The following is a 24409-nucleotide window of genomic DNA, read 5'->3' as shown; positions in this document are numbered from 1 at the left end:
AAGCCTGCCAGAATGGGTAGGGTGCCGTGGCAGCGATTCCCCGGTGGAACAACAGTCTGCGCTTGCCTGTCGGACGGCCGGTATCTATATCTGGCAAATGCCTGATTATTCGTCCCGGCCGTCGCCGCTGCCACATATCCCGATGGATGCGCTCAGCGAAGTTCTGCAAGACTTTCGCTTGAGTGGCGTCAACTATGTCCGCTGCGAACTCCGGCACCCATGGAGCATAGACTTTCCGCAACAACAACTGCTTCGTTTTCACTTTGTCGGCCAGGGTCCATGCTGGATTCACACCGAAGCGCAAGGCTGGCAGGAGTTGCGCGATGGCGATCTGGTGCTGCTGCCGCAAGGCATCGCCCATCGGCTGGCGAGTGCGCCGGACGTGGTGGGCGATTCGCTCGAGGGCTGCCAGGTGATCAAGTTGGGCGGCAACGTTTGCGAAGTGATACGGCAGGGAACGGGCGCGACAAGCACCCTTTTCTGCGGCTCCATGTCTCTCGGCTCCTATGCGCTCAATCCGTTGATCACGTTGATGCCGCCTCTCATCAAGGGTTGCGACGTGGCCGGCAATGACCCGATGGTCGGCCCTTTGCTGGCGGCCATGACGGTGGAGGCCGCGCAACCGCAGATGGGCAGCGCCACCATCCTGTCGCGTATGGCGGATTTGCTGACAGCCAGGCTCATACGCTGCTGGGTCAATTGCAACGGCGCCTCGACCATCGGTTGGCTTGCAGCCATCCGCGACCCCCATATAGGGCGCGCTCTGGCGGCCATGCATCGCGACCCCGGCCACAGCTGGACGCTGGGAAGCCTGGCCGGCGTGGCAGGCCAATCGCGTTCGATTTTCGCCGAGCGCTTCAGCGCGGTATTGGGGGAGGGCGCCGCACATTATCTCGCCCGCCTGCGCATGCAGCTTGCCCGCGAATTGCTGGGCCAAAACGGCTTGTCTGTTGCCGAAGTCGCTACCCGTTTGGGCTATGATTCCGAGGCGTCCTTCGCCCGCGCGTTCAAGCGCATCACCAATGTCTCGCCAGGCGTTGTGCGCCGCACAATTCCCGGACGAATGGATATGAATTTCGGATTTTAAGGTACATAACATCCGGGCGGACTCGCCTATCTAAGATCTCCAAACTGTGGAGATCTTCCCGTGACTGACACAACATTACAGCTTGAAGACGCCGCCATTGGCCTTGATGCCGATGCACCAGCCGCGTGGAGCGCGGCCACCTGGTTCGCGGTCCTTTCATTGGCGGCCACCAGCTTTGCCCTGGTGTCTGCCGAATTCTTGCCGGCAGGTCTGTTGACGCCGATGGCGCGCGATCTCGGCATCAGCGAGGGAACGGCCGGACAGGTCGTCACCGCCACCGCTTCCGTTGGCGCCGTGACGGCCATGTTGAGCAATGTTCTCATCGGTCGATTGAACCGCAAGGCGGTGCTGGTTGGCCTCATGGCCCTGGCGGTCGGTTCCAATATTCTTGCGGCGCTGGCGCCCAATTTCTGGCTGTTGTTGCTGGGCCGGGCCGGACTGGGGATTGCTCTCAGCGCTTTCTGGGCACTTTCCGTTGCCGTCGTGGCGCGGCTGGTCGGCGCCAATGCGACAGGTCGCGGCATGGCGATCGTGACCCTCGGCGTCTCGCTCGCGACCATTGCCGCGCCGTCGATGGGTGCGTTGATCAGCGACTGGCTGGGATGGCGCAGCGCGATGGCCATGACGGCGGGGCTGGCCGCGCTTGCCATGCTGCTGCAGCTTCTCAGCCTGCCGACCTTGCCTGCGGCGGCAAGCAACAGCCTTGCAGACGTCTTTCGGCTGACACGGCGGCGTGGCATCCAACTCGGCATGCTTGCCATTGTTCTGCTGATGACCGGGCATTTTGCCGGCTCGGTCTATGTGCGCCCGTTCCTCGAACAGGTGACGCTCCTCACAACCGGGCCGATTGCCCTGGCGCTGCTCGGGTTCGGCATCGCCGCTGTGATCGGCAATATTGCCGGTGGCCGCCTGGCCGACACCAACATCCACATGGCCCTCGCAGTTACCGCCGCGTTGATGGCGTTTGCGGCACTCGCTTTGGTGCTTTGGGGCGCGCAAACCGGCGTTGCCTTCGGCTTTGTTACGCTGTGGGGCTTCGCCTTCGGCATGGCGCCGGTTGTGCTGCCGACCAATATATCCCGCGCGGCGCCTGATGCGCTGGAAGCAGCAGGCAGCCTGATGGTCACTTCCTTCCAGGTTGCCATCACCGTCGGTGCGGTTGTCGGCGGGTATGTCGTGGACACCTATGGCGCTACGGGGCCTTTGACCCTAACCGCCGTCCTTGCCGCGGCGACGGCCGCACTGGCGCTGCTGCAGCCTCGTGGCTGAAACCTTGCTTCGTCTGACACGGGCGGCCTCAATCAGGCCGTCCGCGCCGTTGCAGCAGCGCTGCACAAGTTTATGCGCCGCACACGTTGCGTTTTGCCGCAATCGGCGGCTATGGGACGCCAGGCTTCGGCCGTTGGAAGGCAGCGACGATCAAGTTCTGCCTTCGTGAGGAGAATGACTGACATGAAGAAGTTTTTGCTCGTCGGCGTGGGTGTCGCCATGCTTGCCGCATCGGCCTGTTCGAAGGCGCCTGAATGCACGCAGGAGATTGCCGCCAAGAAGGCACAGGAGATGACCGCCGCGCTGCAGGAGGCGATCACCAAGGATCCGTCCAAGGCCGCCGACCTGACCGCCAAGGTGCAGGCTGTGACGACCAAATATCAGGGCGCCACCACGCCGGCCGACGCCTGCAAGGCCTATGACGAGCTGACGGCCGCCATCAAGGGCTGATTCTTCGTTCGGAAATTGAGAAAGGCGGTGGCTCGAGTAGCCGCCGCCTTTTTTGCTGGTGTTCTTAAAGCGCATCGCGCTGACACGAAGGACGGCCGGCACGCACAGGACCCTGACACGTTGGCCTTGCTGTGGCTTGGGCCGTCGGAGACGCTGACATCGTCGGTTGCGCGCCACATGTCCGATCGCGGCAGAAAGGTGCCGCACCGAGCGGCCCGTGCTTGAGGAGCGCCGACCCGGCCGCAAGGTGGCCTGTCATTTCCCGACATCGAGCTGAGCGGAATCGCTCAGCTATCGCGCAGTGCAACCCCGTTCCGCGCTTTTTGGGGGAACCGCTTGAGAGTCAGTTTTTGGCGATGGAGCCAACTTCGACGGCATCGACGCGCTTGAGGCTCATGCCGATGACCGGCACCAGCTGCTGGTCGACGCGCACGGCGATGGTCACCGTCATCGAATTGTCGTCGGGAATGCGGGCCTGCATGACGCCGCGCAGCTGGTTGCGGTTGATGGTGAAGACGACTTTGCGGGCATCGACCACGTTGCCGCCGATGATGTCCAGGCCCGACCCCGCGGCGCCGCCCATGAAATTGCCCTTGTAGTCGCGGCCCTTGCGCTCGACGGTCGCCGACATTTTCTGGGTGAAGACACCGACGCGGCAGTCGCCATCGAGCGTCATGCCGGTCTTGTTGTCCGGCGTCGAGCCGTCGAAGCTGCAGGTGAACTTCGTGCCCTTGTATTTGCCGGCGATGATTTCGCCCGGGCCGACCCATTTGCCTTCGACGGTGCGGAAGAACTGTTTGTCGGGCTCGGCTGCAAAGGCTTTCCCGGTCGGGCCCAGAGGTGCTGCAAGCGCGACCAGGGGCAGGACGCAGGACAAGATTACGCTTTTCATAGACGACACCCGGCAACAAGGAGGCTGTTGTTGGACGACCATGAACAAGATTGGTTAATGCTTGGTGACCGCGAGGGGGCGTTCACTTGGTCGAGGCGGGTGCTTCATTCTCTTTTCTGGCCGCAAACGAGGTCAGCGCCGACAGGAAATCGCCCATACCCGGCCGCCTGCCGGCAATGAAGGGCAGGGGCCGCGCCGTCTCCATGGCAGCAATGCCGATACGCGCCGTCATCATGCCGTTGACCACGCCTTCGCCGAGTTTCGCCGAAAGCCGTGCGGCAAGGCCATGGCCGACGATCTGCTGGACAAAGCTGTCGCCGACGGCGATCGAGCCGGTCACCGCCAGATGGGCAAGAACGCTGCGCGCCAGCCGGAAAAAGCCCAGCGTGCTCGGCCTGCCGCCGTAGAGTTCGGACAAGCGGCGGATCAGGCGCCCGGCCTCGAACACGACATAGGCAACGTCTACGAGTGCGCGGGGGCTGACGGCGGTGACCAGCGACACGCGTTTGGCTGCTTCGAGGATCATCACCTTGGCTCTCGCATCGAGCGGCCCGAGAATCTCGGTCTCGGCCAGTCGCACCAGATTGCCGCCATCGATGATCTCGCCGCGCAATTCGGCCAGGGAGCGCCTGCCGGCCGCGGTTTCGGGTTTCGCAGCGACAAAGGCCGAAAGCTCTTCGACGACGGCCCTTGCAGCCTTCGGATCGTCGCGGGCCACGGCATCGAGCGCCCGCTTTTGCAGTTTTTCGACCTCGGCCAGCCGGGCGATAGCCAGGAATTCGCGCACCAGCACGACTGCGAGGGCCAACACGGCAATTGCGGCCATTCCCGCTGCCAGCCACCCCAGCCACTCTGCGCGCTCGAACAGGTCGCGGATGAGCTGGTCGGTCCACAGGCCGACGGCGAGCGAAACCAGCACGCCGACCGCGCCGAAAAACAGGCTGGCAAACAGCGAGCGCCTGCGCGGCGCGGTCGCCGGCGGCGGTTCGGCGGCGACAATGTCCGGCTCATCGAAGACATCGATCTCGGCCGGCACGACGACGGTGCGCGGCTTGCGTGGCGGCTCGGCATGGGGGCGGCGCGTTTCCTGCTTCGGTTCGGCCTCCGGCTCGATGCGGAAAGCTGCCGGTCTGCGGGGCGCGGTCATGCCAGATGGTCTCCGATCAGGAACTGCAAGGCGCGGTCGAGCCTGATATGCGGCAGCGACAGCGTGACGCCTTCAGCGGTGCGTTCGAGCTTTGGCGGGCGAAAGCGCACGAAACGGATCGCCGGATCGTCGCTGCTCTGCCGGTGGTCGGCTTCGGAAACGTCGAAAACCGCGTCAATTTTCTCCGGCAAGTCCCCGGGAAATATGGCGGTTTCGGCTTTACCATCAAAGGTTTCGCCGTTGATCTTCTCGCCCTTCAGCGGCGTGCCGATGATCACCGGCAGGGTTTCGCGGCCTTGCTTGACCGTGCCTTCGCGCGTCGCGCGCACCGCCGCCATGGCGACCACGTCGACATCGGCGCCGGTGAAATTTGCCCGCGCCACGGCGCGGTCGGCAAGCCGCCGCACGATTGCCTGCAGCCGGTCATGGCTTTCGTGATGCAAATGGTCGGCCTTGGTCGCGGCAACCAGGATGCGGTCGATGCGGCGTGAAAACAGGTCGGTGAGGAAATTGCCTCGGCCAGGACGGAAACAGGAGAGGATTTCGGTCACCGCGCGTTCCAGGTCGGCCATCGCGCCGGGGCCGGCGTTCAGCGCCTGCATGGCGTCGATCACCACGATCTGGCGGTCGAGGCGGGTGATGTGTTCGCGGAAGAACGGTTTCACCACATGCGTCTTGTAGGCCTCGTAGCGGCGCTCCATCATCGCTTGCAGCGAGCCGGAGCGCGGCCGTTTCTCACCCTTGAGCAGCAAGGGCGCGAAGGTCAGCGCCGGCGATCCCTCGAGGTCGCCAGGCATCAGGAAACGGCCGGGCGGCAAGGTCGAAAGCGCCCGCTCGTCGAGCTTGCAGGCCTTGAGGTAGGCGGCAAAACTCTCGGCGAGGCGCCGCGCCGTCATCTCGTCGGCGTCGGCATTGGGTTCGATCCTCGCCGACAGCGTCCGCCAGTCCTGCGACACGTCGGCCCGCACCGGCAGCATCGCCATCTCGAACGCCTCGCGCGAAAAATCTGCGAAGGATTTGCCGAGCAGCGGCAGGTCGAGCAGCCATTCGCCGGGGTAATCGACGATGTCGACCGACAATCGGCCGCTGGAAAACATCCGGTTCCAACCGGAGGCAGACTCATATTCGATGGTGAGCCTGAGTTCCGAAATGGCGCGCGTCGAGTCCGGCCAGATGCGGTCGTTGACCAGGGCGGAGATATGGTCCTCGTACTGAAAACGCGGCACGGCATCGTCCGGCTGTTCCTCGAGGAAGGCGCGCGCGATCCGTCCCGACTTCTGCGCCTCGAACAGCGGCAGGCGCCCGCCATGGATGAGATTGTGGACGAGAGCCGAGATGAACACCGTCTTGCCGGCCCGGGACAGGCCGGTGACGCCCAGCCGAAGCGACGGCGAAAAAAGCCCGCTCGCACGCCCCGACAGCGTATCCAGGGCAATTCTCGCTTCGTCGGTGAAAGTGGTCAGCGATGATGCCAAAATCTGTTCTCTCAGGCGTGCTCTTGCGCCCGATATAGGCTTTGCGGTTCAAGTTTGAAATGGCGCCCGGCCTCGGCCGGCTCGGCTCAGAGATCGACGGGCGTCAGGAGGGCTTCGAGGTAGCCGGCGCCTTGCGAGGCTTCCGCAAGGTTGCCGCTGAAGCGCACGACCGCAAGGCCGGAGGTCGGGAAACCATGGTTCATGATGGCCCGAGCAGCCTCGTCGCCGTCGCCCGAGACCGCCATGGCAAGGTCCTCCGTCATCGGATTGTGGCCGATGACGAGCAGCGAGCCCGGCCCGCCATTGCTGCGGATGATGGCGAGGTAGCCGGCGGCATCCTCGCTGTAGAGCGTGTCGAAGAACAGCACCCGGCCGGTATCGGTGTGGCCGGCGATGCCTTCCAGCGTCTGGCGCGCCCGCTTGGCGTTGGAGCAGAGCGTGATATCGGGGATGTAGTTGCGGGCACGCATCGCCGTCCCCATCATTTCGGCATCGGCAATGCCGGATGCGTCGAGCGGGCGATCGAAGTCGCGCACGCCGGGAAGGGCCCAGCCAGCCTTCGCATGCCTCAACAGATACAGTCTGCTCACCGGACCCCCAATGGTGTGCTGCCCACCAATGACACAACTGGATTAGCCACGAGAAAGGCCTGAGGCACAATGGGCGGCGACGCCCAAGCGCAGCGAATCATGTGCGAATTCGCCCGCGCCCTTCCTATGGAAGGCTTTGCTGAGGATCGCCCGCGCGGCATTAACAATTGCGTGAAACGCGCGCGGATTACGCTTGTGCAGCCTTCTCTGCGCGAATATATAGGCGCCAAATTTGGGGTTGTTGGGTGAGTCGAATGAACGATATCGTTACAGCCAATTACGTACCCTCCGAAGACGAGCCGTTCATGAACGAACGGCAGAAATCCTACTTTCGCCTGAAGCTCGTCACCTGGAAGACCGACATACTGCGCGAAGCGCGCGAAACACTCGAAATCCTGCAGCAGGAAAACGCCAACCACCCCGATCTCGCCGATCGCGCTTCCTCGGAAACCGACCGCGCCATCGAGCTTCGCGCCCGCGACCGCCAGCGCAAACTCATTTCAAAGATCGATTCGGCGCTGCAGCGCATCGATGAAGGCACTTACGGCTATTGCGAGGAAACCGGTGAGCCGATCGCGCTGAAGCGACTCGACGCGCGTCCGATCGCGACCTTGTCGATCGAAGCGCAGGAGCGCCACGAACGCCGCGAGAAGGTCTATCGCGACGATTGAGCCGCTGCCGTCAGGCAGGCTGTTTCATCACAAATGGCCGGGTTTCCCGGCCATTTGTGTTTTTAGCGAAGGGTTTAATCGCACGAAGTTAAAGCGCGTCGCGCTGAACGGATTTGTGCGACGCGCTTTAAGCGGCGTTCCGATCGGGAATCGGCAAGATGACGGTTCGCCGGGCTTTATCGTTTCTGGCTGGCGAGTTCGCCGAGCAGCTTGGTCATCTCGTCGTCGAGAGACTGCGGTGCCTTCGCAGCCGGCTTGCTTGCCGGTTTGGGGTGCGAATCGTCGAGCGAGACCTCGAGCTCCCGCATCAGGGTATCGTCGATGGACTCATGCTTCGGTGGCGGGGCCTGCCGGGCAGTATTGGCGGCGGAGCCATAGGCCGGCAGCGGTGTCACATTGCTCGCCTGGTAGATTTGAGCCGGTTTCGGCGCCGGCGCGGCCTGGCGCGGCGGAACGGCGGCCGGAGCAGCCCTTACCGGTTGCGGCGGCGGCGCCTGCCTTGCGGGCGCGGCGGGAGCGGGTTGTGCTGCGCGCGGACGCGGCGCCTGTTGCTGCTGGCCAACACCGCCATCGCCGGTCAATGCCGGACGGCGTGGCGCTGCAAGTCTGATATCGCGCTCGACGACAACGTCGGTTGGGCCGCCGATCAAAAGCAGGTGTTCGATGTCGTCGCGACGGATGAGCACCAGCCGGCGGTGGCTGTCGACCGCCGTGGCGTCCATGACCGCCAGCCGTGTCTTGCGGTTCCTGCCGCCGGCAACGAAGGTGCCGAAGGTCAGGTTGCGGACCAGCTTGATGATGATGAGCACGATGACCAGCAGGACAAGGGCAGCAAACGTCCACAGCAGCGCTGCGGCATATCCGGGACCCGCCACATTATCCAGCCACTGCATCGGTGCCCCCAATCGGCTTTTGAAGTGGAGGGACACTAGACCGTTGCGGCCAGCCACCGCAAGTTGCCTTCACGCTTCGTGAACAGCTTGAAAACACCGACGCGTCATTTTTATCCGACATTTGCCGCCAAGGCCTTTTCCGGATTAGGAGAATGTGATTCAACCGGCCGGGGGCGGTGTCGGACAACTCACGAGCAGGGGGCATATGGCCAGGGAAACGCGAGGCGATTTCTATCCGGTACCGATCGTCGATCAGAACACGCGGCCAGGCGCGGTTACCCGGCTCATCGTGTTCATCATCGTCCTGACTGGGGCCGCGATCGTTTTCGGCATTTTCCGCGAGCGTCTTGGCGATCCGTTCCTGCTCGGCATGCTGGGCGTGCTTGCCATGATCGGCGTCGGCTTCCTGTTCGCCACGGCCATCGGCTTCGTGCAGATCGCGCCGCGTTCGACCGGGGATGAACTGTCGAAGGCCTTCGTCGATTCCATGTCGCAGGGCCTGATCGTCACCGACACGAAGGGCCGCGTGGTCTACGCCAACCGGGCCTATGCCGAGATGAGCGGGGCTGCGTCGGCCGCCGATCTGAAGACGGTCGAAGGCCTGCTTTCCGATGTCCCCGAAGCTTCGGTGACCATATACCGGCTGGCCTCGGGCTTGCGCGACGGCCAGGCCGGCGACGGTGAGTTCCGGCTGGCACAGTCGATCCGGCCGGGCGCCGAACCCGGCGCGCGCTGGTACCGGGCGCGAGCCCGTACCTTCAGCGTTCCCGGTCAGCGCCTGCCGATGCTTGCCTGGCAACTCGCCGACATCTCGCAGGAACGGGCCGAGCAGGAGCGTTTCTTCCTCGACCTGCAAAAGGCTATCGACCATCTCGACCATGCGCCGGCCGGTTTCTTCTCGGCCGACCAGGAAGGCCGTGTCACCTACATCAACGCCACGCTCGCCGAATGGCTGGGCATCGATCTGGCGAGCTTCACCCCTGGCGCCGTGACACTCCCGGAAATCGTCGCCGGCGACGGCATGGCGCTGGTGCGCTCGGTCAAGGCCGATCCCGGCACCACCCGCAACGCCGTCATCGATCTCGATCTTACGACGACGACCGGCGAGGCGCTGCCGGTGCGCTTCATGCATCGGGTCTCGGCCAGCCGCGAGGGGACCAACGGTCCCACCCGCACCATCGTGCTCAACCGCACCCAGGGCGAGGACGCATCGGCCGATCTTCGGGCTTCGGAGGTACGCTTCACTCGCTTCTTCAATTCGACGCCGATGGCCATTGCCGCCGTCGACAATGGCGGCCGCATCCTGCGCACCAATGCGCCGTTCCTGTCGCTGTTTTCCTCCGTCGTCGACGGCGACGCGGTCGACCGCCGCGTGCGGCTGGACACCGTGATCCACGAGCGCGACCGGCCGGCCTTTGCCGCCGCGTTCGAAAAGGCGCGGCTGAGGCAGGCCGACATCGAGCCGATCGACACGCTGCTGCCCGGCAATGAGGAGCGTCACATCCGCTTCTACGTCAACGCCGTCGCCGACGGCACCGGCGAGGGCGCCGAGGAATCGGCCATCGTCTATGCCGTCGAGACCACCGAGCAGAAGGCGCTCGAGGGCCAGATGGCGCAGAGCCAGAAGATGCAGGCGGTCGGACAGCTCGCCGGCGGCATCGCCCACGACTTCAACAATGTGCTGACCGCCATCATCATGGCGTCGGATCTTTTGCTGACCAATCACCGGCCGTCGGACCCGTCCTTCCCCGACATCATGAACATCAAGCAGAATGCCAACCGGGCGGCCTCGCTGGTGCGGCAGTTGCTCGCCTTCTCGCGCAAGCAGACATTGCGGCCGGAAGTGCTGAACCTGACCGACGTGCTTGCCGATCTCCGGATGCTGCTTGCCCGCCTGGTTGGCAACGAGATCAAGCTGAAGGTCGACCACGGCCGCGATTTGTGGCCGGTCAAGGTCGATATCGGCCAGTTTGAGCAGGTGGTGGTCAACCTGGCCGTCAACGCGCGCGACGCCATGCCGGCCGGCGGCGACCTCACCGTGCGCACCCGCAACGTCACCGCCGAACAATGCAAGAGCTTCTCCTACCGCGAGCTCACGCCTGCCGACTATGTCGTGGTCGAGGTGGAGGACAGCGGCTCGGGCATTGCCCCGGACGTGCTGAAGAAGATCTTTGAGCCGTTCTTCACCACCAAGGAAGTCGGCAAAGGCACCGGCCTTGGCCTGTCGATGGTCTATGGCATCATCAAGCAGACCGGCGGTTTCATCTTCTGCGATTCCGAAGTCGGCAAGGGTTCGACCTTCCGCATCTTCCTGCCGCGCCATATCGTGGAGGCGAAGAAGCCCGGCGACGTCAGCGAGGCGCCGGCTGCGCCGGTGAAAGCCGCCGACAGCGCCAAGGACCTGTCGGGCTCGGCCACTGTGCTCCTCGTCGAGGACGAAGACGCCGTGCGCATGGGCGGCTCGCGGGCGCTGACCTCGCGCGGCTATACCGTCCATGAGGCCTCCTCGGGCGTCGAGGCGCTGGAAGTCTTCGAAGCGCTCGGCGGCAAGGTCGATATCGTCGTGTCCGACGTGGTGATGCCGGAAATGGACGGACCGACGCTGCTCGGCGAACTGCGCAAGCGCCAGCCCGACATCAAGTTCGTCTTCGTGTCCGGCTATGCCGAAGACGCTTTCGCCAGAAACCTGCCGCCGGACGCGCAATTCGGCTTCCTGCCGAAGCCGTTCTCCCTCAAGCAACTGGCCACCGTGGTCAAGGATGTATTGGAGTCCTAGGGCGCCCTAATTCAAAGCTTGCGCAATGACGTGACACTGCCATGATTGCAGGCGAAACGGGCGGCGGGTTTTGGGGAGCATGTCGTGACGCCGCACAACGAGGCTGCCAGGGGCGACTATGCCGCAACGGTGCTGTTACCGGGCGATCCGCAACGCGCCGAGTGGATGGCAAAGACATTTCTTGAGGCACCGCGCTGCGTCAACCGCCGCCGGGGCGCACTCGGCTTCACTGGTCTCTATCGCGGCCGTCCCATCAGCATCCAGGCCACCGGCATCGGTGTCCCGTCTTTCCTGGTCTATGTGCATGAACTCCTGGATGTTCACGGCGTCAAAACGCTGATCCGCACAGGTACCTGCGGCGGCCTGACACCCCGCGTGCCGCTGCGCTCCTTGGTGATCTCGCAGTCGGTGCGCGCCGAAAGCGACCAAAGCGGCCAGGTCTTCGGCCTCTACTATGCTGCCGCCGGGCCCGATCCCGGCCTGTTCGCCCACGCTTTGGCCTGCGCCGCCCAGCTCGGCATCGACCACCAGGCCGGGCTGACCATCTGCAGCGATGTCTTCTACCACCCTGAAGGGCGCGACCGCTTTGCCGAAGCGCAGGCGCTTGGCGCTCTCGCTGTCGATATGGAAACCAGCGCACTCTACCGAATCGCGGCGCATTTCGGCGCCCGCGCGCTGTCGCTGCTGACCGTCGTCGACAACATCGTGACCGGCGAACAGACTGCCTATTCCGAACGTCAGGCGCTGTTCACCGATATGGCGCGGCTCGGGCTCGACGTTGCGGCGGAAGGCTAGCTTCCTCAGGCCGCTTCGCGCTTCGGCGTCAGCTCATCCATGTCTGGCCGGTGACCGCGCAGATAGAGCGCGCAGGTGGTACGCAGCATCGACGCGAAGTTGGGAATGGCGCCGTTGATCTCGATCGCCTCGTCATAGAGTTTTGAGATGAACTTCGGCGTCGTCAGGCCCTGGCTGTCGGCAATTTCGTCAAGCAGCGCCCAGAACGTTCCTTCAAGCTGGATACTCGTAGAGTGACCGTCGATGCGGATCGACCGGTTGATCTGTCGATAGCCTTCCGGATCCTGCCCGGCAAAAACCCTGCACATCCTTACCTCCCGATATTGTTGGTTTTGGGCGCAGCGTGTCGCGCCTTCAAGTTGTGGTTGTCCCTGCATGTTCGGCCTTGTGGGCCGAATCGGCAATCGGACTTTCGTCTTTAGGCGCAGGCATAGCAGCGATTGCAAATTTAGCCGTGGTAACCGGCTGCCACCACCTTTCGCGCGTGCCGCCCATAATCGCCTCCAACATGCAGCGGCGGAGACTGATTTGGCGAAGGCAATCCATTCCATGATCCGGGTTCTCCAAGAGGCCAGATCCGTCGATTTCTACAGAAACGCTTTCGGGCTCGAAGTCGCCGACAGGCTGGATTTCGAGACATTCACGCTGATTTACCTTGCCAACGCCGAAACGGGGTTCGAGCTCGAACTCACCGTGAACAAGGGCCGCACCGAGCCTTATGGGCTAGGCGACGGTTACGGCCACCTGGCGGTCTCGGTGTCCGATCTCGACAGAGAACACGACCGGATCGGCGCGCTCGGCCTCAACCCCAAGAAGATCGTCGAATTCAACCGCGACGGATCGCTGATCGCCCGCTTTTTCTTCATCGAGGACCCCGACGGCTACAAGATCGAGGTTCTGCAGCGTGGAGGGCGCTTCCAGTAGGGGATTATCGGCCGCATTCAGCCCGCGCGACGCCAGCAACGGCGCTGTTCAAGGGCGCAAACAGCAAGCAGGGAGGAACAAAATGGTCACGATCTATGACGCGAGGCTCTCACGTCGTGAACTTCTCAAACGCGGCGGCATCGGCGCGTTGCTCGTCATTTCCGGCAGCGCCGTCATCAGCCCTGAAAATGCCTGGGGGCTCGAGACATCGGCGCTCAAGCCCGAAACCATGGCGACGCTGATCCAGATGGCGCGCGACATCTATCCGCACGATCAGGTGCCCGACAAATACTACGCCATCGCCGTAAAAAGCCATGACGAGCAGGCCGGCAAGGACGCTGCCTACAAGACGATGATCGAAGACGGCATCGCCGACCTCGACAAGAAGTCGGGCGAGGGCGGCTATCGCGGCCTCGGCTGGGAGGAGCAGCGCGTCGCCGTGCTGCAGCAGATCGAGGCGACGCCGTTCTTCCAGTCCATCCGCGGCGGCCTCGTCGTCAGCCTCTACAACCAGCAGGAGGTGTGGCCGATCTTCGGCTACGAGGGCGAATCCTACTCCAAGGGCGGCTACATCGCGCGCGGTTTCGACGACATAGAGTGGCTCTGAGCCCTCCGTCGTTTTGAAACCCCGCAAACAGGAATTCATGGGAGGAAACCATGGCAGCTTCATTTGATCTCAACAACGACGGCGTGGTCGTGATCATCGGCTCCGGCGCCGGCGGCGGCACGCTCGGCAACGAACTCGCCCAGAAAGGCGTCGATGTCGTCATCCTCGAGGCCGGCGCGCGCCACGAATACGAGGATTTCATCAATGACGAGTGGGGTTCCTTCAGCCAGCTCGCCTGGACGGACAAGCGCACAACCTCAGGCGACTGGCGGGTGTCGAAGGATTTCCCCAATTTGCCGGCCTGGATCGTCAAATCGGTCGGCGGCTCGACCACGCACTGGGCAGGCGCCTCGCTGCGCTTCCAGGAGCATGAGTTCAGGACGCTCTCGACCTACGGCAAGCTGGAAGGCGCCAACCTGCTGGACTGGCCAGTCACATTGGCCGAGATGGAGCCGTACTACGCCAAGGCGGAAGCCAAGATGGGCGTCACCGGCACCAATGGCTGGCCGCGGCTGCCCGGCAACAACAACTTCAAGGTGCTCAAGGCCGGCGCCGACAAGCTCGGCTATAAGGAATGTCATACCGGCAACATGGCAATCAATTCGGTCGAGCGCGACGACCGCAACTCCTGCCAACAGACCGGCTTCTGCTTCCAGGGCTGCAAATGGGGCGCCAAATGGTCGACGCTCTACACCGAGATTCCCAAGGGTGAGGCGACCGGCCATCTCGAGGTCCGGCCAAACGCCATGGCGATCAAGATCAACCATGACGCTACCGGAAAAGTGACCGGCGTCGTCTATGCCGACAAGGACGGCAATCTGCAGGAGCAGAAGGCCCGCATTGTCGCCGTCGCCGGCAACTCGATCGAAAGCCCGCGCCTGCTGCTGAACTCCGAGTCAGCGAAGTTTCCGCAAGGGCTTGCCAATTCGTCGGGGCAGGTCGGCAAGAACTACATGCGCCACACCACCGGTTCGGTCTACGCCATTTTCGACCAACCGGTGCATATGTATCGCGGCACCACCATGGCCGGCATTATCCGCGACGAGGCGCGGCACGATCCCTCACGCGGCTTTGTCGGCGGCTTTGAATTCGAGACGCTGTCGCTCGGCTTGCCCTTCATGGCCGCCTTCCTCAATCCCGGCGGCTGGGGCCGTTCATTCACCACCGCGCTCGACCACTATGATCACATGGCTGGCCTGTGGATCGTCGGCGAGGACATGCCGCGCGCGGAAAACCGCGTCACGCTGCACAAGGACGAGAAGGACGCGCACGGCATGCCGATCGCCGACGTGCATTTCGATGATCATCCCAACGACACGGCGATGCGCAATCATGCCTACAAGCAGGCCACAGCGCTTTACGATGCGGTCGGCGCGACGCGCTCCTTCCCGACGCCGCCCTATCCCTCAACCCACAATCTCGGCACAAACCGGATGAGCGAAAAGGCGGAAGACGGCGTCGTCAACAAGCACGGCCAGGCGCACGACATCAAGAACCTGTTCGTGTCGGACGGCAGCCAGTTCACGACCGGTGCGGCTGAAAATCCGACGCTGACGATTGTGTCGCTGGCTATCCGCCAGGCCGAATACATCGCTTCGCAAATGTCGGCCAAGACGATCTGAGCCGTCCTCCCGGATCGCTACGCGGAACGCGCATGGCGCGTTCCGCCCTTTTCCCTAGGACTCACTATGCGCCGACCGGCTGTCCGTCCTTGCGGCGGATGGCGACGACGGACGGTCGCGGCAGCTGGCCATCCCTGAAGTCGGGCCACAGCGTCTGCGCCTTGTCGAGCGTCTCTGCATCTTCCGCAGGGTGCTGCACCGACAGGAACAAAGTCGTGCCGTCCGGCGTGAAGCATGGGCCGGTCGCTTCGGCGCCATGCGGGCAGGTGAACAGCAGCTTCGGCAGGCCGCGCGCCGCACCTTCGGTATCGACGCCATAGACGCCGTCCGGCAGGTCGAAATCATTGGCGCCGTCCGTCGCCACCCACAGCCGCCCGGCCGGATCGAAGGTGATGTTGTCGGGGCAGACGAACCAGCCATTGTCCGACGTATCCGGATGGAAGGTGGCGCCGACCTTGGCATCCCTGGGATTGCCGCAGAGCACGAACAGGTCCCAGGCATAGTTTTCGGCCGTGTGGTCGGCGTCCGCGCCGCGGCCGCCGGGCGGGATCAGTTCGACAATATGGCCCCAGAGATTTTCCGGCCGCGTGTTGGCCGGATTGACCTTTGACTGGTCGCGCTTCTTGTTCTTGGTCATCACCGCATAGACGCGGCCGGTCACCGGATTGGTCTCGATGTCCTCGGGCCGGTCCATCGGCGTGGCGCCGAGCGCATCTGCCGCAAACCGCGTCTTCAACAGCACCTCGGCCTGGTCGGCAAAACCGTTCTCGACGGTAAGCTTGCCCTGGCCGTGCACCAACGGCAGCCACGTCATCGAGCCATCGGCATCGAAGCGGGCGACCGACAGCACGCCATCGTCGAGCAGATCGGCGCCGGAGGCCGGGTTGGCCTTGTCATAGGCCTTGGCCGAGACGAAGCGGTACATATATTCGAAATAGTCGTCGTCACCCATATAGACGACAACGCGGCCGTCCTTGTTGAGGACCACGGTCGAGGCCTCATGCGACATGCGGCCAAGTGCCGTGCGCTTCACCGGCCTGGACTGAGGATCGTAAGGGTCGATCTCGACCACCCAGTCGAAGCGGTTGGCCTCGTTCGGTTCCTTGTCGAGGTTGAAGCGGTCATGGAAGCGGCCGCGGCCATAGATGTCGGAGCCGTCGAAGCCGTAACGGTCAAGCAGGTCGGCGGTCGGCGCCCTTTTCGGGTCGCCGCCGAAAATGTCGGACACGCCTTCCTCGCAGGTCAGCACCGTACCCCACGGGGTGAAACCGCCGCTGCAGTTGTAGCTGGTGCCGAGCACTTTGGTGCCAGTCGCGTCGGCCGAGGTCTTCATCAGCGCATGGCCGGCAACCGGTCCGGAAACGGTCATTTCGGTGTTGGCGGTGATGCGGCGGTTCAGCGGACTGTCGGCCACGGTTTCCCACTTGCCGTCCTTCAATTGCACCTCGACGATCGAATGGCCCATCGCGGCCATGCCGAGATCGACCTGTTCCCTGGTCATCGTCTTGCCGGCATCGCCCTCGGTCATCCCCGGAAACATCACATTGGGCGAGATGTATTCGTTGTTGACGCAGAGCAGGCCATGATCAGAATTCACCGTGCCCTTCGGCAGCGGCATGAAGGCGATGTAGTCGCAATTGTAGCCGAAGCGCTTTTCCTGTTCCTCCGCCGCGACCTTGTTGCCGTCGAATTCGGCGAGGCCAGCTGCAAGCGGATCGCCCCAGCGCGCGACGATGGTCGTCTCATAGCCTTCGGCGGCGGCATGGGTCTTGCCGTAGACCCGTTTCAGCTCGGGAAAGCCGAGCGTCGACTGCGCTGTGGCGGCATGCGTTTCGCCGGCAAACAAGGAGCCGACAAAGCTGCCGCCGGCAATCAGCGCGCCGGAGGCGAGGCTGCCTTTCAAAAGAGACCGGCGCGAGACGCGCTCGGCAATGATTTCGCGGATGACGGGGGAGGATGAAGACGGTGCATTGGCCATGGTGTCTGCCTCTCAGGGTGGATGTTACGGCGCACCGTTGCCCTAGTCTGCTTAGGCAACATTCACATGACATAAGAGGAAGGTTTTGCCGCAACTGGGCGCGGCACTACGCATCGCTCAGCCCTTGGTGCAGGTCGAGGCGGTGAAGGCGCCGTCGGGCTGCTTCAGAATGACGTCGAATGACGGGGCGGTCTCGCCGTCCAGTGTTGCCTGTGTCATGGAGACGGAGTTGCCACCGGTGGTATAGCCGCCCAGCGGCCCGAGCCAGGTGATCTCGCCATTGGCGTTCATCTGATAGTTGTAGCCTTGCAGCGCCGTTCCGAACGTCACCGGGCCGGTATAGACATTGCCCTTGATAGTGATGTCGCCGAGGTTGAGGAAGGCGCCGAGCAAATAGACCTCGCAATGATAGGTGCCGTCCGGAAGTTTGCCCTCGCTGAAATCGGCGCGCGCGGCGCCGCTCGTTGCCATCAGCAGCAGGATGCCGGAAATCCGTGAGATGCGAGATGTCATGACGTCTCTCTTTTGAAGGGCGAGCTTGCCCTATTTTTGCGCGGTGCCGCAACATTGTTCGCCCGGAACCCACGGCCGGAGATCAAAAACTAGGCATTTATCCTATTTGGGCGAAAATTAGGCAAAAGTCGTGTGCGCTGCGCAAATTTGCCTCAATCAATTTTTACCGGCTGCCTTTGTTTTTCTCCAGGCCAATATACCAACCGGCTGAAAACGCTCGGCTATTCCATCTTCGTGAGCGGCGCCTTCGCGTTTGGCACGGCAGTTGCTTTGCATTGTCGCGGTGCAATCAAACAGCTTGGGAGTCTTCGGTATGAGGGGTAATTTCTCCACAATAACAAAAATGTTTTCGGCCGGCGTGTTCGCCGCCGGCCTGTCGATGTCGTCTCCGGCCAAGGCCGCCGAAGATACGATCAAGGTCGGCATTCTGCATTCGCTGTCGGGGACCATGGCGATTTCGGAGACGACGCTGAAAGACGCCATGCTGATGCTCATCGAAGAGCAGAATGCCAAGGGCGGTCTGCTCGGCAAGAAGCTCGAGGCGGTCGTTGTCGATCCGGCCTCCAACTGGCCGCTCTTCGCCGAAAAGGCGCGCGAGCTGATCTCGAAGGACAAGGTCGCCGCCGTGTTCGGCTGCTGGACCTCGGTGTCGCGCAAATCGGTGCTGCCGGTGTTCTCGGAACTCGACAACATCCTGTTCTACCCCGTCCAGTATGAGGGCGAGGAAAGCGAGCGCAACGTGTTCTACACCGGCGCCGCCCCGAACCAGCAGGCGATTCCTGCCGTCGATTATCTCATGAGCGAGGACGGTGGCTCGGTGAAGCGCTGGGTGCTGGAAGGCACCGACTACGTCTATCCCCGAACCACCAACAAAATCCTCGAGGCCTATCTGAAGGCCAAGGGCGTCGCCGCCGAAGACATCATGGTCAACTACACGCCGTTCGGCTTCTCCGACTGGCAGACCGAAGTCTCCGCAATCAAGAAATTCGGCTCGGCCGGCAAGAAGACCGCCGTCGTCTCGACCGTCAATGGCGACGCCAACGTTCCGTTCTACAAGGAACTCGGCAACCAGGGCATCAAGGCCGAGGACATCCCGGTCATGGCCTTTTCGGTCGGTGAGGAAGAACTGGCCGGTCTCGATACCGCGCCGCTGGTCGGCCATCTCGCTGCCTGGAACTATTTCGAGAGCGTCGACACACCCGAAAACAAGAAGTTCATCGCCGACTGGCACAAGTTCATCAAGAATGACAAGCGCACCACCAACGACCCGATGGAAGCTCACTATATCGGCTTCAACATGTGGGTGAAGGCGGTCGAAAAGGCCGGCACCACCGATCCCGACAAGGTCATCGACGCCATGGTCGGCGTGTCCGTGCCGAACCTCACCGGCGGCTATTCGACCATGATGCCGAACCATCACATCACCAAGCCGGTGCTGATCGGCGAGATCCAGGCCGACGGCCAGTTCGAGACCGTGTCGCAGACGCCCGGCCTCGTGATGGGCGACGAATGGTCCGACTATCTGCCCGATTCCAAGGACCTGATTTCGGATTGGCGCGCGCCTCTGTCCTGCGGCAACTTCAACGTTGCCACCGGCAAATGCGGCGGCAAGGGCACGAACTGATCCCTCCCGGGACCGACCGAGCGTGGACGCGCCCACGATCGGTACCGCCAAGCGTCCGGGCGCTTCAGCCCGCCCGGACGCGGAATTTCCCCACAGAAGAGTATCTGAACGGATGATCCTGTTGCGCACTCTCGGCCTCATGCTGGTGTTCCTGGTGGCAAGCCTATTGCCGTCGAACGCAGCCGAAGCCGATCTGCGCGCCATCGTCGCCAAATTCGCCACGGGCACGGGCTTTGCCGCCACTGAGGCCGTCGTGCGCGAACTTGCCGCCACCGGCGATCCGCTGGTCGAGCGCCCGCTTGCAGCGCTCGCCGAAGGCAACCTTTACATCCGTAAAGCCGATTCAGCCGTCTTCGTCGGCAGTGAGGCCGCCGACAGCGTCACGCTGCTCGACCCGCTGAGTGGCGAGAAAGCCGGCGACGCCCCCAAGGCCGACATCACGAAGATCAAGGTCAACAACACGCTGCGTCGTGTCATCCGAGATGCGCTGGGAACGCTGACGTTGCGCGCGAAAGATCCTTCTGTCCGCATCGCCGCCGCCGACACCATGTTCAAGACCCCCGATGCCGCCAATATCGAGCCGCTCGATGCAGCCATCGCCGCCGAGACCGACGCCAAGGTCAAGGCATTGTTCGAACAGGCGCGCGCGGCATCGGTGCTGGTCTCCGACAAGCCGGAGGCCGACAAGCTTGCCGCCATTGCCCTGATCGGCGCGCGCGGCGACCGCGACGCGGTCTCGCTGCTCACCGCGGTCGAGGCCAATGCGCAAGGCGCGGTCAAGGATGCCGCGACGGCGGCAATCGCCAGCATCAATTCGAGCCTGGCGCTGTGGGATGCCGGCCAGAACATATGGTACGGCATCTCGCTTGGCTCGGTGCTGCTGCTGGCCGCCATCGGCCTCGCCATCACCTTCGGCGTCATGGGCGTCATCAACATGGCGCATGGCGAGATGGTGATGCTCGGCGCCTACACCACCTTCGTCGTCCAGCAGGTGATCCGAACCTCATTCCCCGGCCTGTTCGACTGGTCGCTGGTGATCGCGCTGCCGCTCGCCTTCCTGGTTGCCGCTTCCGTCGGCCTGATCATCGAGCGCGGCGTCATCCGTTTCCTCTACGGCCGGCCGCTGGAAACGCTGCTCGCAACCTGGGGCGTCTCGCTTGTCCTGCAGCAGGCGGTGCGCTCGATCTTCGGACCGACCAACCAGGAGGTCGGCAACCCCTCCTGGATGTCGGGATCGTTCGATGTCGGCCAACTCGCCGTCACCTGGAACCGCCTCTGGATCCTGGTGTTCGCGCTCACCGTCTTCGGCGTGCTGCTCTTTGTTATGAAGCGCACGCCCTGGGGCCTTCAGATGCGCGCCGTCACCGCCAACCGCCGCATGGCCGCCTCGATGGGCATCAGGACGCCTTGGGTCGATGCGCTGACCTTTGCGCTCGGCTCCGGCATTGCCGGCATTGCCGGCGTCGCGCTCAGCCAGATCGACAATGTCTCGCCCAATCTCGGCCGCGGCTACATCATCGACAGCTTCATGGTCGTGGTCTTCGGCGGCGTCGGCAATCTCTGGGGCACGCTGGTCGGCGCCTTCTCGCTCGGCATCGTCAACAAGGTTCTCGAACCCTATGCTGGCGCGGTGCTCGGCAAGATCGTCGTGCTGGTGCTGATCATCCTGTTCATCCAGAAGCGCCCGCGCGGCCTGTTCGCGCTCAAGGGCAGGGCGGTGGAAACATGATCACGGGACGCTTCTTCGCCGCGGGTGCCGACCGTCGCATCGCCATCACTATTTTCATCCTGCTGACGGCCGCCATTATCGTGCCGCTGCTCAACCTCGCAGTGTCGCCGCAAAGCGCGTTCTATATTCCGTCCTACATCGTCGCGTTGACGGGCAAATACCTCTGCTATGCATTGCTTGCCTTGGCGCTCGATCTCGTCTGGGGCTATTGCGGCATCCTCTCGCTCGGCCATGGCGCCTTCTTCGCCCTCGGCGGCTATGCGATGGGCATGTACCTCATGCGCCAGATCGGCTCGCGCGGCGTTTACGGCAATCCGATCCTGCCCGATTTCATGGTGTTCCTGAACTACAAGGAATTGCCCTGGTTCTGGACCGGTTTCGACCACTTCTGGTTCGCCGCCATCATGGTGCTGGCGGTGCCCGGCCTGCTCGCCTTCGTCTTCGGCTGGTTCGCCTTCCGCAGCCGCGTCACCGGCGTCTATCTCTCCATCATCACCCAGGCGATGACCTACGCGCTGCTGCTCGCCTTCTTCCGCAATGACATGGGTTTCGGCGGCAACAACGGCTTGACCGATTTCAAGGATATTCTGGGCTTCAACGTGCAGGCCGACGCCACCCGCTCGGCCCTGTTTGCCGCCAGCGCCATCATACTCGCGCTCGCCGTCTTCATCACCTGGGCGATCGTCGGCTCCAAATACGGCAAGCTGCTGATGGCGGTGCGCGACGCCGAGAGCCGCACCCGCTTCCTCGGCTGGCGGGCGGAGAACGTGAAGCTGTTTGCCTTCACCGTCTCGGCTGTCATGGCCGGCATCGCCGGCGCGCTCTATGTGCCGCAGGTCGGTATCATCAATCCCGGCGAATTCGAGCCGTCCAATTCCATCGAAGTCGTGATCTGGGCAGCCGTCGGTGGGCGCGGCACCATTGTCGGCCCGATCGTCGGCGCGCTGCTGGTCAACGCCGGCAAATCCTGGTTCACCGGCCTGCTGCCGGAGTTCTGGCTGTTTGCGCTCGGCGGCCTGTTCGTCGCCGTAACCCTGTTCCTGCCCAAGGGCATCGTCGGCATGTGGGATTCCTGGCGCGGTAACGCTCGGGCGATGCGGGCTGCAGCGATTGCAGAGGAAGCGGGCACAGACCCTGATGCCCCGCCGCCATCGAAGATCGTGCGCAGCGCAGCAACAACGCCCGGTGCCTGGTCCGCGTCCGGGCCTGAACCGCAGCCGGCGGAATAGAGCGATGTCGAAGTCCAACACCATCCTCTATCTCGACGGCGTCTCGGTCTCCTTCGACGGTTTCCGCGCCATCAACAATCTGTCGCTGGTGCTCGACAAGGGCGAGATGCGCGCCATCATCGGTCCCAACGGCGCCGGCAAGACGACGATGATGGACATCGTCACCGGCAAGACCCGGCCCGACGAGGGCGAAGTGTTCTTCGACGGCCAGGTCGATCTGACCCGGCACGACGAGGCGGAGATCGCCATGATGGGCATCGGCCGCAAATTCCAGAAGCCGACCGTCTTCGAAAGCCACAGCGTCGAAGACAATCTGATGCTGGCGCTGAAGGGCCCGCGCTCGATCTTTCCGGCGCTGTTCCATCGCCGCTCGGCCGCCGAAGCCAGACAGATCGACGACATCCTCGGCATCATCCGGCTGGGCGACAAGCGCCACGATCTGGCAGCCAATCTCAGCCATGGCCAGAAACAGTGGCTGGAGATCGGTATGCTGCTGGCGCAGGACCCGAAGCTGCTTTTGGTTGACGAGCCGGTCGCAGGGATGACCGATGCCGAGACCGAGGAAACCGCGCGGCTGCTCAAGGACATAGCGCGCGACCATTCGGTCATCGTCGTCGAGCACGACATGCATTTCGTGCGCGAACTCGGCGTCAAGGTCACCTGCCTGCATGAGGGATCGGTGCTGTCGGAAGGCTCGCTCGATTTCGTCTCGGCCGACGAGCGGGTCGTCGAAGTTTATCTCGGGAGATGAGCATGGTCTGGCGGGTGCAATTCCATCGCTTCGAGTTTTCGTTCCTCCGCTTCTGGAGAAGGCGCTGACATGCTCGAAGTTTCCAACGCCACGCTCCATTACGGCGCCGCCCAGGCGCTGCGCGGCGTGTCGCTGACGGCAGGTGCCGGCAAGATCACCTGCGTGCTCGGCCGCAACGGCGTCGGCAAGACCAGTTTGATGAGATCGATCGTCGGCCACCACCGGCTGACGAGCGGAAGCGTTGCCTTCGAGGGGAAGGCGCTCGACCGGAGCGCGGCGTATGACCGCGCCCGGTCGGGCATCGCATTCGTACCGCAGGGCAGGGAGATCTTTCCGCTGCTGACGGTGCGCGAAAACCTGGAGTCCGGCTTTGCGCCGTTGAAGCGCGCCGACCGCAACGTGCCGGCGCATGTCTTCGAACTGTTTCCGGTGCTGAAGCAGATGCTGGGGCGGCGCGGCGGCGATCTCTCAGGCGGCCAGCAGCAGCAGCTCGCCATCGGCCGGGCGCTCGTCATGCGGCCGAAACTGCTGGTGCTCGACGAGCCGACCGAAGGCATCCAGCCCTCGATCATCAAGGACATCGGCCGCGCGATCCGCTATTTGCGCGATCAGGCCGGCATTGCGGTGCTTCTGGTCGAGCAATATCTCGATTTCTGCCGCGAGCTCGCCGACGAGGTCAACATCATGGACCGCGGCCAGATCGTCCACACCGGCCCGGCCGAAGATCTCGACCGGGCGGACGTCAGGAAGTTTCTGACGGTGTAGACGGACCGGGATTCCGAACGTTTGACGTCGGCAGGACAGAGGGGGGCGTGAAGGATCGCTACGGAACGGTTTTATCCTGTGCGAAGCCCGGCCCATCATTCGTGCGAAGTAACCAGATCGCCTTGCTCGTTCTCGTACAAGGCGATGCGCACACTCTGGCACGCCGAATACTGCATGCTAGTCTTTCCTAGGCCTCGGTGAGTCGGCCGCTTCCGTATCAGTCTGGTTCTGTAGCAGATCGAGGGAATATGCTGGCTCAGCCTGCAAGTTCCACGCAAGCAAGCCACCCTAGCTTCCCTCGCAGTTCTGATTGTCGGTCAATGCGTTCAGATAATCTTGCCAGGAGAATAGGGCTATGGAACGGTTCGTCGAGGACCACCAGAAACGACGGCTGACAGAGCGTGTCGACATCATTACCGCCATCAACATTCTGCGCTCGCAAGGCTACCAGCAGGATGAGCTGATCGGCGAAATCACCAAGGTTTTCTACGTCGACCTCGACACTTACAACGAGATCGTCATAGCGGCCTAAAAGCGCGTCGCGCCTGAACGGCCTCATGCGACGCGCTTTGGGGTGTTGTTTTACGTGTGGTGAGGTTCAGGCCGGCTGAATATCAGCCCA

At 63.1% G+C, this 24409-nt stretch carries 24 protein-coding genes; 16 read left to right on the top strand and 8 right to left on the bottom strand.

From position 1 onward, the window contains the following. Positions 1 to 97: 97 nt before the first annotated feature. The 3 genes from NKI06_RS01675 (at position 98) to NKI06_RS01665 (ending at position 2806) form a co-directional block, all read left to right on the top strand. Positions 98 to 1087 carry an AraC family transcriptional regulator gene (locus tag NKI06_RS01675; RefSeq protein ID WP_352983843.1) on the top strand — a complete coding sequence of 330 codons (990 nt, stop codon included), beginning with the start codon at positions 98 to 100 and terminating at the stop codon, positions 1085 to 1087. A 60-nt stretch (positions 1088 to 1147) separates the two neighbouring features. Then, the gene (locus NKI06_RS01670) at positions 1148 to 2356 is read left to right on the top strand and encodes an MFS transporter (RefSeq protein WP_352983694.1); all 1209 of its coding nucleotides are present in this window, start codon (positions 1148 to 1150) and stop codon (positions 2354 to 2356) included. Positions 2357 to 2539: 183 nt separating this feature from the next. Further along, positions 2540 to 2806 carry a hypothetical protein gene (locus NKI06_RS01665; protein ID WP_023688654.1) on the top strand — a complete coding sequence of 89 codons (267 nt, stop codon included), beginning with the start codon at positions 2540 to 2542 and terminating at the stop codon, positions 2804 to 2806. Between the two features lie 343 nt (positions 2807 to 3149). Here NKI06_RS01665 and NKI06_RS01660 read toward each other — a convergent pair whose 3' ends face one another. From NKI06_RS01660 to NKI06_RS01645, 4 genes are all read right to left on the bottom strand, one after another. Then, complete coding sequence (locus tag NKI06_RS01660) at positions 3150 to 3698, bottom strand: hypothetical protein (protein ID WP_023673495.1); 549 nt, start codon at positions 3696 to 3698, stop codon at positions 3150 to 3152. Between the two features lie 82 nt (positions 3699 to 3780). Further along, positions 3781 to 4845: a YcjF family protein gene (locus NKI06_RS01655; protein WP_352983691.1), complete on the bottom strand. Its 1065-nt coding sequence runs from the start codon at positions 4843 to 4845 to the stop codon at positions 3781 to 3783. Further along, positions 4842 to 6320 (bottom strand): YcjX family GTP-binding protein, encoded by a 1479-nt coding sequence (locus tag NKI06_RS01650; protein WP_352983687.1) that lies wholly within the window; start codon positions 6318 to 6320, stop codon positions 4842 to 4844. Before NKI06_RS01650 ends, NKI06_RS01655 begins: the two co-directional genes overlap by 4 nt. 86 nt (positions 6321 to 6406) lie before the next feature. Continuing rightward, the gene (locus NKI06_RS01645; RefSeq protein WP_352983685.1) at positions 6407 to 6910 is read right to left on the bottom strand and encodes a SixA phosphatase family protein; all 504 of its coding nucleotides are present in this window, start codon (positions 6908 to 6910) and stop codon (positions 6407 to 6409) included. Between the two features lie 69 nt (positions 6911 to 6979). On the opposite strand from NKI06_RS01645, the gene NKI06_RS01640 reads away from it, so the two are divergent. Then, on the top strand, positions 6980 to 7159 hold the full coding sequence (locus tag NKI06_RS01640) for a hypothetical protein (RefSeq protein WP_023706174.1): 180 nt from the start codon (positions 6980 to 6982) through the stop codon (positions 7157 to 7159). 5 nt (positions 7160 to 7164) lie between these two features. Then, the gene (gene dksA, locus NKI06_RS01635) at positions 7165 to 7581 is read left to right on the top strand and encodes an RNA polymerase-binding protein DksA (RefSeq protein WP_023673491.1); all 417 of its coding nucleotides are present in this window, start codon (positions 7165 to 7167) and stop codon (positions 7579 to 7581) included. Between the two features lie 176 nt (positions 7582 to 7757). Here the strand turns inward: dksA and NKI06_RS01630 are convergent, their stop codons facing one another. Then, a complete protein-coding gene (locus NKI06_RS01630) occupies positions 7758 to 8474 on the bottom strand; it encodes a hypothetical protein (RefSeq protein WP_352983683.1) in 717 nt (238 codons plus the stop codon). 205 nt (positions 8475 to 8679) lie between these two features. Between NKI06_RS01630 and cckA the strand changes: the two genes are divergently transcribed. Together cckA and NKI06_RS01620 are read left to right on the top strand one after the other, a co-directional pair. After that, positions 8680 to 11250 (top strand): cell cycle histidine kinase CckA, encoded by a 2571-nt coding sequence (gene cckA / locus NKI06_RS01625; RefSeq protein WP_352983681.1) that lies wholly within the window; start codon positions 8680 to 8682, stop codon positions 11248 to 11250. A gap of 84 nt (positions 11251 to 11334) precedes the next feature. Beyond that, positions 11335 to 12045 carry a purine-nucleoside phosphorylase gene (locus NKI06_RS01620; RefSeq protein WP_352983679.1) on the top strand — a complete coding sequence of 237 codons (711 nt, stop codon included), beginning with the start codon at positions 11335 to 11337 and terminating at the stop codon, positions 12043 to 12045. 5 nt (positions 12046 to 12050) lie between these two features. Here the strand turns inward: NKI06_RS01620 and NKI06_RS01615 are convergent, their stop codons facing one another. Then, on the bottom strand, positions 12051 to 12353 hold the full coding sequence (locus tag NKI06_RS01615) for a ribbon-helix-helix domain-containing protein (protein WP_023670924.1): 303 nt from the start codon (positions 12351 to 12353) through the stop codon (positions 12051 to 12053). Between the two features lie 220 nt (positions 12354 to 12573). On the opposite strand from NKI06_RS01615, the gene NKI06_RS01610 reads away from it, so the two are divergent. The 3 genes from NKI06_RS01610 to NKI06_RS01600 all read left to right on the top strand — a co-directional run bounded on the left by NKI06_RS01610 (position 12574) and on the right by NKI06_RS01600 (position 15198). Continuing rightward, on the top strand, positions 12574 to 12969 hold the full coding sequence (locus NKI06_RS01610) for a VOC family protein (RefSeq protein ID WP_352983677.1): 396 nt from the start codon (positions 12574 to 12576) through the stop codon (positions 12967 to 12969). A gap of 82 nt (positions 12970 to 13051) precedes the next feature. After that, the gene (locus NKI06_RS01605) at positions 13052 to 13576 is read left to right on the top strand and encodes a gluconate 2-dehydrogenase subunit 3 family protein (protein ID WP_352512627.1); all 525 of its coding nucleotides are present in this window, start codon (positions 13052 to 13054) and stop codon (positions 13574 to 13576) included. 50 nt (positions 13577 to 13626) lie between these two features. Next, the gene (locus NKI06_RS01600) at positions 13627 to 15198 is read left to right on the top strand and encodes a GMC family oxidoreductase (RefSeq protein WP_352983673.1); all 1572 of its coding nucleotides are present in this window, start codon (positions 13627 to 13629) and stop codon (positions 15196 to 15198) included. Positions 15199 to 15262: 64 nt separating this feature from the next. Here the strand turns inward: NKI06_RS01600 and NKI06_RS01595 are convergent, their stop codons facing one another. Together NKI06_RS01595 and NKI06_RS01590 are read right to left on the bottom strand one after the other, a co-directional pair. Beyond that, positions 15263 to 17176, bottom strand: coding sequence for a PhoX family protein (locus NKI06_RS01595; RefSeq protein ID WP_352983670.1), 1914 nt, complete (start codon positions 17174 to 17176; stop codon positions 15263 to 15265). A 117-nt stretch (positions 17177 to 17293) separates the two neighbouring features. Further along, entirely contained in the window at positions 17294 to 17689 is a 396-nt protein-coding gene (locus NKI06_RS01590) for a hypothetical protein (protein WP_352983667.1), read from the bottom strand. 313 nt (positions 17690 to 18002) lie between these two features. On the opposite strand from NKI06_RS01590, the gene urtA reads away from it, so the two are divergent. From urtA to NKI06_RS01560, 6 genes are all read left to right on the top strand, one after another. Then, positions 18003 to 19313 carry an urea ABC transporter substrate-binding protein gene (gene urtA, locus NKI06_RS01585; protein WP_352983665.1) on the top strand — a complete coding sequence of 437 codons (1311 nt, stop codon included), beginning with the start codon at positions 18003 to 18005 and terminating at the stop codon, positions 19311 to 19313. Between the two features lie 112 nt (positions 19314 to 19425). Then, entirely contained in the window at positions 19426 to 21042 is a 1617-nt protein-coding gene (gene urtB, locus NKI06_RS01580; RefSeq protein WP_023684622.1) for an urea ABC transporter permease subunit UrtB, read from the top strand. Next, positions 21039 to 22271 (top strand): urea ABC transporter permease subunit UrtC, encoded by a 1233-nt coding sequence (gene urtC, locus NKI06_RS01575; RefSeq protein ID WP_023670933.1) that lies wholly within the window; start codon positions 21039 to 21041, stop codon positions 22269 to 22271. Before urtB ends, urtC begins: the two co-directional genes overlap by 4 nt. A gap of 4 nt (positions 22272 to 22275) precedes the next feature. Further along, positions 22276 to 23022 (top strand): urea ABC transporter ATP-binding protein UrtD, encoded by a 747-nt coding sequence (gene urtD / locus NKI06_RS01570; RefSeq protein WP_023696501.1) that lies wholly within the window; start codon positions 22276 to 22278, stop codon positions 23020 to 23022. 69 nt (positions 23023 to 23091) lie between these two features. Next, positions 23092 to 23787 (top strand): urea ABC transporter ATP-binding subunit UrtE, encoded by a 696-nt coding sequence (gene urtE, locus NKI06_RS01565; protein ID WP_023688639.1) that lies wholly within the window; start codon positions 23092 to 23094, stop codon positions 23785 to 23787. 355 nt (positions 23788 to 24142) lie between these two features. Then, a complete protein-coding gene (locus tag NKI06_RS01560) occupies positions 24143 to 24319 on the top strand; it encodes a hypothetical protein (RefSeq protein ID WP_023670936.1) in 177 nt (58 codons plus the stop codon). The last annotated feature ends 90 nt before the right edge of the window (positions 24320 to 24409 follow it).

The sequence above is a fragment of the Mesorhizobium sp. M0772 genome (assembly GCF_040320135.1).
Taxonomy (GTDB): domain Bacteria; phylum Pseudomonadota; class Alphaproteobacteria; order Rhizobiales; family Rhizobiaceae; genus Mesorhizobium.
The sequence above is the reverse complement of the archived record's forward strand: the minus strand, read 5'-3'. Positions and strand labels throughout refer to the sequence as shown.

Bases quoted from the DNA above. Each gene is read 5' to 3' on its own strand.
- NKI06_RS01675 (WP_352983843.1), top strand. From the start codon at position 98: ATGCCTGATTATTCGTCCCGGCCGTCGCCGCTGCCACATATCCCGATG.
- NKI06_RS01665 (WP_023688654.1), top strand. From the start codon at position 2,540: ATGAAGAAGTTTTTGCTCGTCGGCGTGGGTGTCGCCATGCTTGCCGCA.
- NKI06_RS01660 (WP_023673495.1), bottom strand. From the start codon at position 3,698: ATGAAAAGCGTAATCTTGTCCTGCGTCCTGCCCCTGGTCGCGCTTGCA.
- NKI06_RS01655 (WP_352983691.1), bottom strand. From the start codon at position 4,845: ATGACCGCGCCCCGCAGACCGGCAGCTTTCCGCATCGAGCCGGAGGCC.
- NKI06_RS01640 (WP_023706174.1), top strand. From the start codon at position 6,980: ATGGGCGGCGACGCCCAAGCGCAGCGAATCATGTGCGAATTCGCCCGC.
- dksA (WP_023673491.1), top strand. From the start codon at position 7,165: ATGAACGATATCGTTACAGCCAATTACGTACCCTCCGAAGACGAGCCG.
- NKI06_RS01630 (WP_352983683.1), bottom strand. From the start codon at position 8,474: ATGCAGTGGCTGGATAATGTGGCGGGTCCCGGATATGCCGCAGCGCTG.
- cckA (WP_352983681.1), top strand. From the start codon at position 8,680: ATGGCCAGGGAAACGCGAGGCGATTTCTATCCGGTACCGATCGTCGAT.
- NKI06_RS01615 (WP_023670924.1), bottom strand. From the start codon at position 12,353: ATGTGCAGGGTTTTTGCCGGGCAGGATCCGGAAGGCTATCGACAGATC.
- NKI06_RS01605 (WP_352512627.1), top strand. From the start codon at position 13,052: ATGGTCACGATCTATGACGCGAGGCTCTCACGTCGTGAACTTCTCAAA.
- NKI06_RS01600 (WP_352983673.1), top strand. From the start codon at position 13,627: ATGGCAGCTTCATTTGATCTCAACAACGACGGCGTGGTCGTGATCATC.
- NKI06_RS01595 (WP_352983670.1), bottom strand. From the start codon at position 17,176: ATGGCCAATGCACCGTCTTCATCCTCCCCCGTCATCCGCGAAATCATT.
- NKI06_RS01590 (WP_352983667.1), bottom strand. From the start codon at position 17,689: ATGACATCTCGCATCTCACGGATTTCCGGCATCCTGCTGCTGATGGCA.
- urtA (WP_352983665.1), top strand. From the start codon at position 18,003: ATGAGGGGTAATTTCTCCACAATAACAAAAATGTTTTCGGCCGGCGTG.
- urtB (WP_023684622.1), top strand. From the start codon at position 19,426: ATGATCCTGTTGCGCACTCTCGGCCTCATGCTGGTGTTCCTGGTGGCA.
- urtC (WP_023670933.1), top strand. From the start codon at position 21,039: ATGATCACGGGACGCTTCTTCGCCGCGGGTGCCGACCGTCGCATCGCC.
- urtD (WP_023696501.1), top strand. From the start codon at position 22,276: ATGTCGAAGTCCAACACCATCCTCTATCTCGACGGCGTCTCGGTCTCC.
- urtE (WP_023688639.1), top strand. From the start codon at position 23,092: ATGCTCGAAGTTTCCAACGCCACGCTCCATTACGGCGCCGCCCAGGCG.
- NKI06_RS01560 (WP_023670936.1), top strand. From the start codon at position 24,143: ATGGAACGGTTCGTCGAGGACCACCAGAAACGACGGCTGACAGAGCGT.